Annotated in this window: 11 protein-coding genes and 2 pseudogenes; 4 read left to right on the top strand and 9 right to left on the bottom strand. The window is 35.6% G+C overall.

Going from position 1 to position 11,070, the window contains the following annotated elements; all coding sequences use genetic code 11:
• The first annotated feature begins 185 nt into the window (after positions 1-185).
• Together IC621_RS21190 and IC621_RS21185 are read left to right on the top strand one after the other, a co-directional pair.
• Positions 186-761, top strand: coding sequence for a TetR/AcrR family transcriptional regulator (locus IC621_RS21190; protein ID WP_191161181.1), 576 nt, complete (start codon positions 186-188; stop codon positions 759-761).
• A 56-nt stretch (positions 762-817) separates the two neighbouring features.
• Positions 818-2,038: an MFS transporter gene (locus IC621_RS21185; protein ID WP_191161179.1), complete on the top strand. Its 1,221-nt coding sequence runs from the start codon at positions 818-820 to the stop codon at positions 2,036-2,038.
• 341 nt (positions 2,039-2,379) lie between these two features.
• Here the strand turns inward: IC621_RS21185 and IC621_RS21180 are convergent, their stop codons facing one another.
• Positions 2,380-3,186, bottom strand: coding sequence for a carbon-nitrogen family hydrolase (locus IC621_RS21180; protein ID WP_191161177.1), 807 nt, complete (start codon positions 3,184-3,186; stop codon positions 2,380-2,382).
• Positions 3,187-3,197: 11 nt separating this feature from the next.
• Entirely contained in the window at positions 3,198-3,857 is a 660-nt protein-coding gene (locus tag IC621_RS21175; protein WP_191161175.1) for an MBL fold metallo-hydrolase, read from the bottom strand.
• A 102-nt stretch (positions 3,858-3,959) separates the two neighbouring features.
• On the opposite strand from IC621_RS21175, the gene IC621_RS21170 reads away from it, so the two are divergent.
• On the top strand, positions 3,960-4,313 hold the full coding sequence (locus IC621_RS21170) for a winged helix-turn-helix transcriptional regulator (RefSeq protein WP_191161173.1): 354 nt from the start codon (positions 3,960-3,962) through the stop codon (positions 4,311-4,313).
• A 219-nt stretch (positions 4,314-4,532) separates the two neighbouring features.
• On the opposite strand, the gene IC621_RS21165 is transcribed toward IC621_RS21170, so the two are convergent.
• The 6 genes and pseudogenes from IC621_RS21165 to IC621_RS21145 form a co-directional block, all read right to left on the bottom strand.
• On the bottom strand, positions 4,533-4,667 hold the full coding sequence (locus IC621_RS21165; protein WP_396653095.1) for a hypothetical protein: 135 nt from the start codon (positions 4,665-4,667) through the stop codon (positions 4,533-4,535).
• A 161-nt stretch (positions 4,668-4,828) separates the two neighbouring features.
• Positions 4,829-5,986, bottom strand: a pseudogene (locus tag IC621_RS21160) (SulP family inorganic anion transporter); the annotation flags it as partial.
• A gap of 193 nt (positions 5,987-6,179) precedes the next feature.
• The gene (locus IC621_RS21155) at positions 6,180-6,332 is read right to left on the bottom strand and encodes a hypothetical protein (protein WP_191161169.1); all 153 of its coding nucleotides are present in this window, start codon (positions 6,330-6,332) and stop codon (positions 6,180-6,182) included.
• A 303-nt stretch (positions 6,333-6,635) separates the two neighbouring features.
• A complete protein-coding gene (locus IC621_RS21150) occupies positions 6,636-7,232 on the bottom strand; it encodes a beta-class carbonic anhydrase (RefSeq protein ID WP_191161167.1) in 597 nt (198 codons plus the stop codon).
• Between the two features lie 531 nt (positions 7,233-7,763).
• A pseudogene (locus IC621_RS26645) lies at positions 7,764-8,115 on the bottom strand (DDE-type integrase/transposase/recombinase); the annotation flags it as partial.
• A 335-nt stretch (positions 8,116-8,450) separates the two neighbouring features.
• Positions 8,451-9,113 carry a bile acid:sodium symporter family protein gene (locus IC621_RS21145; RefSeq protein ID WP_318153102.1) on the bottom strand — a complete coding sequence of 221 codons (663 nt, stop codon included), beginning with the start codon at positions 9,111-9,113 and terminating at the stop codon, positions 8,451-8,453.
• Between the two features lie 428 nt (positions 9,114-9,541).
• Between IC621_RS21145 and IC621_RS21140 the strand changes: the two genes are divergently transcribed.
• Positions 9,542-9,892, top strand: coding sequence for a VOC family protein (locus IC621_RS21140; RefSeq protein WP_191161163.1), 351 nt, complete (start codon positions 9,542-9,544; stop codon positions 9,890-9,892).
• Positions 9,893-10,137: 245 nt separating this feature from the next.
• On the opposite strand, the gene IC621_RS21135 is transcribed toward IC621_RS21140, so the two are convergent.
• Positions 10,138-10,980, bottom strand: a complete 843-nt coding sequence (locus tag IC621_RS21135; protein WP_191161161.1) for an alpha/beta fold hydrolase — start codon at positions 10,978-10,980, stop codon at positions 10,138-10,140.
• Between the last annotated feature and the right edge of the window lie 90 nt (positions 10,981-11,070).

The raw sequence follows: 11,070 nt of genomic DNA, 5'->3' as shown, positions 1-11,070 counted from the left end.
ATCGACAACTCTAGGTTTTTTTGTCATGCCTAAAATTCTATGATAATTATTCGTAAAATACTTTTATCTAGTTACTTGACTTTTTATAGCTGGTCTTTAACGAAAGACTTGATTAAGAATATGTTTTTCTGGACTCTTCGTTCCGAAACCTCTATACTAATTTATATGAATGGAGGTGTTGTAAATTGGGTAGAAGTATTAGTTTTAACAAAGAACATGCTTTGGATAAAGCTATGTATTTATTCTGGGAAAAAGGTTATGACGCTACATATATCTCAGATCTTATTGAAACGATGGGAATAAGTCGATCTACTCTCTACGATAGTTTTGGAGATAAGGATGAACTATTTAAACTGGTTTTAGAACATTATAAAAACTATGGCTATCGAAGAAGAAATTTACTTTTTAGTGGTATAAACACTAAAGCATCACTTAAATCCTTTTTTTATCAACAAATTGAAAAATGCTATTCAGATGACAATCCAAAAAGTTGTATTATCACTAATTCTTCACTGCTTATTGGACATATTGATCCTTCCATAGAAGAAATACTTCTAAATGATTTTAATGAACTTGAAAAAGTATTTAAGCAAGTCATTGAAGAAGGAAAAAAGAAAGGAGAAATTTCACAAGAGGTTAACTCTGAATTAGTTGCATATTCTTTATTAAGTTTAAATCATAGCATTAATTTAATGTCCAGATACAAAAAAGAGAAAAATCTAGCCTATAATCTAGTGGATAAGACTATTGCAGACCTATAGTCTTTCTTTTTTAAGTATTACGGAACGAACGTACCAGAAAAATATACAAAAAAGGAATGATAAAGTTGAATAAAAAAACAAATTTTCTAATATTTATTTTGGCAATTAGTTGCGGTTCACTTGCTGCTAATATTTATTATGCACAACCAATTGTACAATTCATCGCAAAAGATCTGAACATCTCTTCTGATTTATCTGGATTGCTCACTACATTTACACAAATTGGGTATGGATTGGGCTTATTTTTTATCGTACCAATGGCTGACTTTTTTAAAAGTAAGAAAATAATAGGAATTCTTATCGGGCTCACAATTATTTCATTAATTGGTACGCTAATTTCGACAAACGGAATTGTTTTTATACTATTAACAACCATAATTGGCATTGGGGCCTGTGCGGCTCAAATATTAGTTCCACTAACAATGAGGATTGTGCCTGTTGAAGAGACAGGTAAATATGTAGGTAAAGTGATGAGTGGTTTATTGATTGGAATTATGATTGCTCGCCCATTATCTATCGGAATAACTGACTGGTTCGGCTGGAGAATGGTATTTCTATTTTCATTAATCACGCTAGTTACTGTATTACTTTTAATTATAAAATTTTTACCCAACTATGAAGTAGTATCGTCTAGTAACATGTTATATCCAAATTTAATAGCTTCTATGGTGAAGCTTCTAATAAATACATCTCCTTTACAACAAAGAGCTTTTTATCACGCATGTTTATTTGCAACATTTAGTCTTTATTGGACAATAATGCCGATTTTATTAAGGTCTAAGCCATTAAACTTTTCAAATAATGAAATTGCATTAATTGGCTTTGTTGCAATAGCTGGAGCTTTGTTATCTCCTACTATTGGTAAAATAGCAGATAAAGGTTATATTTTTACAATGACTAATGTATCAATGGCGCTCGTACTATTATCTATCGTACTATTATTTTTTGTTCAAGATCATTCACTATTGAGTGTAATTTTAATCCTTGTCTCCGGAATTAGCATCGATATTGGGGTATCAGGAAATTTATTATTAGGTCAAAAAGTTATCTTTGGTTTGAATCCCGAGATAAGAAACAGGCTTAATGGATTATATATGACTATTTTCTTTTTGGGAGGAGCCTTTGGTTCTTGGATTGGAAGTTATTCTTACTATAAATTTAATAGTGAAGTAACTATACTCATTGGAACAACTTTGCCTTTAATCGCCTTATTAGTTCATTTAATAAAGAATAATACAATAAATTTATCAAAAACCAAAAGTAAATACATGTCCTAACTATTAATGTATCCCAAAAGTTAGAGTGAAAACCTAATTTTTGGGGTACAAACATTAGCATTATCTTCTACATCAGGAGTAAATTAATTACTATTATTGCTTATCTTTATTCGTTTTAGCCTATGCCAAAAATAAGATTATAACCAAAACACCTCATACATTTCTCCAATGCCTTATTGCATAATTCTATTCTTCAATTATTCTAAAGATAGTTTAAGTACATTTGAAACTCATTTATATTCTGTTTTCTTCAAAGATGTTGCTCAACAATCCGGACGATTCAGGCACAGCGTTTATTCAACGACTGCGTCAGTTTGGTGAAGGGGGGCTTTGGTAAAGTTCTACTTCGAATACTTATAAACATCTGGTCTCAGGTTTTTGAATATGGGGATATTTTGTTGTTGTTCTACTACTTTCTGTATATCGATTTCTGCTGTTATGATTTCTTCTTGGTTGCCCGCTTCTTCTACAATGTTTCCATTTGGATCGATGACCATAGAGTGTCCCGCGTATGTGTTGCCGACATGATTTTCATTATTCACACCCCCCACACTGTTACATGCAATGACATAGACGCCATTTTCTATTGCTCTTGCTTTCAATAGTGATCTCCAATGGTTTAAGTTTTTTGTTGTCCACTGTGCAACATAGAATATGATTTTTGCACCTTGAGACGTTGGATAACGTGTAATTTCTGGAAAACGCAAGTCGTAACATATAATTTGGCTCGCTTTGATATCATTAATTTCAAATACTTCCGCAACATCATTTCCAGCTGTTAAATAATGATGTTCATCTAACATCGGCACGAGGTGTATTTTATCTTTTTGATAGAGCAGCTCACCAGTTTTTGATACCGCAAAGGCTGTATTATAAATGTTGTTTTCACGTTTATTTGAAACAGAACCTGCAATAATACCCACGTGATGTTTGGTTGCTAAACTTTGGATAAAAGGAAAACTTCTTGTTAAATCGATATCTGCTTTTTCTGCTAAATGTTGTAAATCATAACCGTTATTCCACATTTCAGGTATCACAACAATCTCAGTATCTGATTCAAGCTTTTCTTCAAATAAAGCTTTAATACGACTTTCGTTTACCTTAACTTCTCCCTCTATAATCTCAATTTGAAATAATTGTATTTTCATTTCTCTACCTCCTATTCATATATGAATTTATAAATGGTGTATAACTCTTCACTGTATTTAACATCTTCGCCGTGTGATGAAGATATGATAGAAGGTTTAATTTTATCTATCACTCGCCCACTAGTAATATTCTCTTCCATGTCATTTGTGAACTTTTTAATCGGTGGATGTAAAGTTTCAGAATGAGAAATGAATAAGTCTCCAGTTAGCAACACATTATCATCTTTATGATGGTATATGACATGTCCCGGAGTATGACCGGGTGTTAAATATACGTCTAGTGGTAAAGTTTCAATGATATTGTCACTTAAACCTTCAACTTGGTATTCAACACCGGTTGTTTCCTTTTTCGCTTTGTTTGGATATGGCTTTTCACCATTGATAAACGGAATTTCGTTTTCGTGCGCATAAATAGGAATGTTTAATTCATTTCGTAAATACTTGGCTCCATTAATATGATCTAAATGACCATGTGTCAGTAAGATGCTTTTGGGGATACCTAAAAATTTTGCCGCATTTAACTGCATGTGTGCATGGTCTTGCATTCCGGTATCAATGATGTAAACAACCTCCCCATCCACCACATACCATGTATTGATTTTAACAGGAATGCCAATGACGGTTTCATAGGTAAGTTTATAAACATGTTTAGAGATTTGAACAAATTCCAATTATTATACCTTCCTCTCATTTATTTGATACTATAAGTTTAGTAAGGAAAAAAACGTGTAACAAGAAGGCACAATTTTGTTACTACCCATTGAGGTGAGAAAATGTCAGACTTTAAAAGCGATCAATATGGTACATGTACATTAACTGTGAAAAGCGCTTGTCCAATTGAATTAACGATGCATATTATTGGTGGTAAATGGAAAGGAATCATTTTATCTTTATTGTCGCAATCACCAATGTATTACAATCAAATGCGCCGTGAAATACCAGGTATCACGCAACGCATTCTTACACTACAACTTAGAGACCTCGAAAAGGATGGCATCATTGAAAGAGAAGAAACAAACGATAACCCTAAGAAAGTTTTATATTATTTAACAGCTCTAGGAGAAAATCTTGTCCCAATACTTAAATCCATAAAGACGTGGGGCAATGCTTATATGAGTAAGAAATAATAAGAATTAATCGAGTAGGAGGGGGCGACTAACCCCCGACCTCTCACACCACCGTACGTACGGGATCCGTATACATTCAATACCTTGATAATTCATTGTCTTCAAAACAGCGTCAAAACTTTTAAGTTATGACACTTCGAAAATACCTTGTTATTCTAATGCAGTTGTAAATAAAGAATTCCAAAAGCTTGCTGAAAATAAAGCAAGCTTTTGGAATATTTAATTGATACTTCTTACAAACCTGTTTTGGTTAGCCACTGACTTTTTCTTCTTATCAGGTGCTTTTGTCGAATTCTCGTTTAACCTGATTAACATCGAAATATTAACAAGAATTCCTACCGAAATCATTAGCAACAATAAAGAAGATCCGCCATAGCTTACAAATGGTACTACCCCTTATATCAAGTCCATTAACTGGCCTTCTTTAATTGATTTCCATTATCTTTCATTCTCTCTTTAAGAAAGAGTAACGAAGAAAGACATAATCCGGCTCCAATTCCCATTGTTAAATTAGTGAAGACGGTCAACAAAAAGGTAACCATTAAAACCAAAGTATGTCCCGATTTTTCTTTTAGAATACTAGCAAATTGTTCCTTTTTACTTATATTCCATGATACTACCATTAAAACCGGAGCTAGGCTAGCAAGCGCAACATGTGAAGCATAGGGTGCAAGTAATAACAATACTAATAAAACAAATAAAGCATGTGTTATTCCCGCAATAGGTGAAGAGGCGCCATTTTTGATATTTGTTACGGTTCGTGCTACCTCCCCTGCTGCCGGAATTCCATAAAATAAAGGTGTCACCATATTTACAATCCCTTGACCAATTAGCTCTTTTTTACTGTTATGCCTTAAATGGGTCATTTCATCCGCAACTCGAGCCGTTAACAAAGATTGCAACCCTATAAGGATGGCAATAACAAAGGAAGATGGCAAGAGAGCTAGGATTTTCTCTATGGTCACCTCGGGAAAATGAGGGACAGGGAGTTGATTTGGAATTTCCCCATAAATCGAACCGATGGTTTCAATTTGATTCGAAAAGAATAAAGACGAAACCAGACTTGAGACCAGGATACCAATTAGATAGGAAAGTCCTCCAGCTTTAGGAAAAAAACGTAGAACAGCCAAAATAATCAGCAAACAAAGAAGTGCAGTGATTATACTGTAGATGCCCACGAGGTGGGTATTCCCAATAATTTCCTTTATATTCAAATGAAAGTATTCGTGTTTCTCGATATTATGTAGTCCTAGAAAATTGGGGATTTGTCCGCTGAAAATAATGACCGCAATACCAGACTGAAAACCTATAATAATTGACTTAGGAAAAAACTTAATTAAACTTCCCACCTTGCATAGCCCAAAGATGATAAGCAAAATACCAGCCATAAACCCGGCAATTAATAGGTTTTCATATCCGAATTGCAAAACAATCCCCAGTAAAACCGGAACAAAAGCACCGGTAGGCCCCCCAATTTGAAATCTGGATCCCCCTAAAATGGAAATCAGTAAACCGGCCACAATCGTTGTATAAAGTCCCGCGACAGGAGCTGTTCCCGAAGCAATCGCAAACCCTAATCCCAAAGGAATAGCTATAATACCCACAACGATTCCCGATAACATATCATTTTTTAAGTTGTGTGAGGAATACCCTCTGAACGCTTCTAAGTTCATAAACGCCGCTATCCTCCCATTTGAAATATTTAAAAGGTGATTATGGTGCTATATAAAACTGACTTGAGTTGATACAAGTAATGCTCAGGTGGATTTTACACAAATATTGGTGTCAAAATGACAATAGCTAAACTTATCACAGCGGCAACAACACTGTAGATGTTTAGATTCACCTAAACTTCCTTCACATTTTTTAAAAAAATGCCTCTTCTTTTTTTAAGTCACGAAGGGCAATCCGACCAGAAAAGATAATCACGGCAATTCTGGATGTAAAGCCGGGTGTAACAGGACGCAGGATAAACTTGATAAACTTTCCTAATTTGAACACACCCTTAAGAAATTCCATAATCCCGCCATGAAGCCAGCGATCAACAATTTTTCATTGTCCTACCGCATGACCAATCCCACTAACACCGGCACAAATACCCAAATAAGTCCTGTAATTTGATACCTGGATCCCCTATTATTCCTGCAATAGGTTGATGTATAGTCCATATTCCGGCTTCCTGTGAAGCAATGGCAAAATTGCTAACGGAATTTCTAAAATCCCGACTATTAAACTATCAAACCACCAATCAAATCATTCTAAAATTGGTCCGGGTTGTACCCGTAAAATCTGCTACTTGAGGAAATCATTTATCCTCCCTTTTTACATACTGACCGGGTCTATTTTCTTAGAATTAGCATGGTTATATCCATTTACGATGAGATCTAATTTACCAGTTTCAGGACAGATGACCATGCCATGAACGGCAATATTGTCTGGCATTAAAGGGTGATTTTTGATTAAATGAACACTATTTTGGACACTCTTCTCTACGCATTGAAAACCCGTCAACCATTTGGATACATCAATACCGGCATTAACTAGAGTTTCAATTCGACCTTCGCTAATCCCATTTTGCTTTGCGGCGTCAAGAATGGAAGCAGGTTCAAGGCCTACCATTCCACATCCATGATGTCCAATCACACACACTTCTTTAGCTTTTAATCCATATATAGCTACAAGAATACTGCGCATAATACTGCCAAAAGGATGGGATATTACAGCACCGGCGTTTTTGATGATTTTCGCGTCTCCGTTTTTTAAACCGAGCGCTTTTGGAAGCAACTCCAACAAACGGGTATCCATGCAGGTTAGAATAACCATTTTTTTATCTGGATACTTTGTTGTTTTAAATTCTTCATAACCGTGTTGATCAACAAAAGTCTTGTTATACTTGATAATGCTAGAAATAATAGACAATGATTTTCTCCTTCCTTCCCATTACATTTTTGGCTGTAGGTACAGATTCTATCGTCTCTTTTCCTAATGTGGTGCCATTCGTATGCGCTAAAAACTTTCTTTACAATCCCATCTTAGAAAGGCTAAATTAAATTAGTATAAGGAGTAGATTAGAAAATTATGAGAATTTAATAGCTTTTTCAGATTACTAATTGAAAAATCCTCCTTTCTAAATTGGATTTTGGAAGATAGTTAAAAATTTAATGTGTAAATTTGGAGAAATTGTGCACTTTCCCTATTTCGATTCTTTTAACCTAACTGACTTTTAACAACTGGGCCTATAGTTTCTTATTGCTATCATTCCCTAGTCCTTTCTTCAAAAATATGTAGTAGAACTATGGTCACCTAACTTCAATGGATGGGGGATTTTTTAACAGAAATGAAAAGCAACCCCTAATCTTTATACTCACAGCACGTCATGAGATAAAACAGGTTCTGGTGTAGAAATAAATTTTCCGGAATTGGAAGCTGGTTGAATTACTTTTTTCTGTATCATGAAGCTATTCCGAATAGTTTATATATAAACCCTAGTTGATTTGGAGGAGACTTATCCTGTTGGTGAAGTTGTCCTTTTTTAATCATATGCATGGCTTCAATTCCTGTAAAAATCTTATTGACAGTCTTAAAGGATTTGAGCCTAACGGAGAATGTACTCGCTTTTTGATAAAACGGTAATCTTGCTTGACGATATTGTTCAAATATCGAATTTGTCTCATCTGTAAGCCTTTAAGCATACGCTTCTCTTCTTTTAGCTCCTGAATAGCTACAGGGGACGTTAGATTTTATCCACCGTTACGACACGAAGTCTGGAAACATACGAAAAAGCCAAGTTCTTTTTGAGAAAGTGCATGGCTTTTCCAACATATGCAAATTCATATAATATTCAAAGTAAGAAGCATTTTTATTAAGACAGTTTCAAATAAACTAAGTTCTTTTTGGTCAAAGAAGGAGGGGGAGAAGCCGAAGGTAGGGAAAAGAAGCACCTTAAAATTATTAATTATTAGCGTATAATTCAAACTTTTTACGTACAATTGATAAAACAGAGGGAAATTTCTCCTCTTACCTTAAAATAATAGAACAATATTAGGGGTAGCGTCACATGCCCAAGAGGATAGATTCTCTAAGAGAGCTCTACCCAAAATAAGTGAAACTTATACATAGACTATACGACCTAACCACCTAATAGTTGATCTGAGAGGGGATTTTTTTATTCGTCTTTGTATTTGCATTGGAACCAAATCGCTTTATCATCATAGCACATAAAGAAGCAAGTAACTGTTCAAATAACATTGCTATAATTATAGGAAGTAGGACAGGAAGTGGAAAATAAGTAAGTGCTAACACTGTACCTGCACCCAGATTACGTATCCCGCCATTGAATATAAGGGATACCTTTATTTCTTTATCCCATTTGCATATTGTGGATATTATAAAACCGAGAAGATAACCGGTTCCAGCTAGTAATACTACAACAATTGCAATCTTGAAGATACTACTGTCTACATCCTTGAAGAATGGAACCACTTTTGCTCCATTAATGGTGATAATAAATATAAGACTTAATTTAGCAAAAGGTGCTAACTTATCCCCTAGAACAGTCTTAATGGTTCCGTGAGTCATATTATTTAATACCATACCAAGGATGGAGGGGATTACAATCATCATAAAAAGTCCCATCATCATGTCCCAAAAGTCTATTTTCACTTTTGCGACAGTAAATAAAGTCATACTAGGAACAATGAACGGCGATAGCATAGAACTTATTAATATAACGGATAACGTCAAGCCAATATGCCCCTTATACATGGAAACCCAGATAAAACTGGTACTTCCAGTCGGTATAGCAATATTTTATTTCTAATTTCTATCCTTAAAAATTATCTTAGCAAATACTGCACCAACAATCGTTGTTATGCCTGCGAAAATACCCGTATATATTTGGTTATCCCATTCTATAAAGGAACTTACAACGGTAACTATTGTGGCAACAAACGCAGATGTAAATATGATTTGTGGTATAGTCAACTTTTTTTTTTGTTTTCCTCATTCCTGTACTAACCTGTATCGTTCCTCGAAAATATTGCCCCGCTAGCAACAAGAAACAGGATTAGTTTTAGTACAATATTTCACAAACACTATACTAACATTACATATATACAATTTATCTTGAGATTTTTCTCCATTAAATAGCCTGCAAGGGGAATTAGATATTTAACAAGGATTATTTGTAGTAATTGTAGAAGTTAATAGCAACTGAGAGGTGGTTAAGAATGAAGATTAAAAGAATTGTTGCCAATGTGGAAACACAGGATATTACAAAAGCTAAGCACTTCTATGAGGAAATACTGGGACTTGATCAATTAATGGATCAGGAGTTTATTGCAACATATGGATCGCATGAGAAAATGGAAACTCAAATTAGCTTCCTTTCAGAAGGTGGCTCCGGAACACCGGTACCTGATTTGTCAATTGAAGTGGATGATCTTGATAATGCACTAGCTCGCATAAAAGAAGCAGGAATTCCAGTTGAGTATGGGCCAGCCACGGAGCCATGGGGTGTGCGGCGCTTTTACGTTAGGGATCCGTTCGGGAAGCTTGTCAATATATTAATCCATCTATAAATGAGAGACGCACATTCAAGATCTTACGCAAATAGGCGCGATTGTGAAGTAAAGCAAGCCCAATTTCTCGTTTACAGTACGGAGAAATTGGGCTTTTTATAGGGATATTCATAACATTGTATATCCACATTTTCCTGACGCTACCAAGATTATTTACCGTTCCTTTTTTCTCTTTAAAAATTAGTGAAAAACAGTACAAAAAGACAGTCGCCTTACGTAACGGACTACTTCTTCCAATTATTCTTTTATTGTGAACTAAGCTTTACAACTGAATCTATAATTTGATCCCAGTCTTCACTATGAATCTCATGCCCTGATCCATCAAGAGTTAATAATTCAGCATGAGGGATGGCTTTCGCAAGAGCAAGCCCATGTTCATATGGTAGAGCTGGATCTTCTGTACCATGAATAATAAGTACAGGTACGCTGATCTCACCCAATCTATCGAAATATACGTCTCCGCCTTGCAGCATGGCATGATTAAATCTGCTCGGTAGCTGTTTGGCACGATCCGCCTCTTTTTCCGCCAGTTTATATAGTCTTTCCTGTTCATAAGGTTTGGAACCGACTAAAGTTTTCCATCCATCCGCAAGATAGGAAATGGTCGCCTCCCGATTTGACCAATCTATGGAAGCACTTTTCGCATGGTGATCCAGTATACTCTGATCCATTGGAGGCAGTTTTTCCATTTCGGTCCCGAACACACTTGATGCAATTAGCGTAAGCGTAGATACGCGGTCCGTATATCTTAAGGCAAGAATCTGTCCGATCAAACCGCCCAGGGACATTCCAACAATATGTGCCTGCTCTATGGAATAAGCATCCAGGACACCGGCCGCATCGTCAGCCATGTCCGTTATTGTATAGTTGGAAGTACCAGGCTCATAAATGGTCGATCGTCCCAGATCCCGATGATCGTACCGAACAACAAATCTCCCCTGATCAGCGAGACGGAGACAGAAGTTCTCATCCCACCAGTCTAATGAAGACATTGCTCCCATGATCAAAAGCACAGCAGGGTCCTTAGAGTTTCCAAAACTTTCTGTACATATATCCACTTTATTTATTTTCACTATCTGTTCACTCATGTTTTTTACCTCCGTATTATTTATTATCTAATCGCCGGTACTATGGCGCAGATCAATAAACTCTTTCCGGAGTATGATTGGCCTGCCCCT

This window comes from Metabacillus arenae (assembly GCF_014773385.1).
GTDB lineage: Bacteria > Bacillota > Bacilli > Bacillales > Bacillaceae > Metabacillus_D > Metabacillus_D arenae.
Note: the sequence above shows the minus strand (reverse complement) of the source record. Positions and strands in the feature narration are given on the sequence as shown.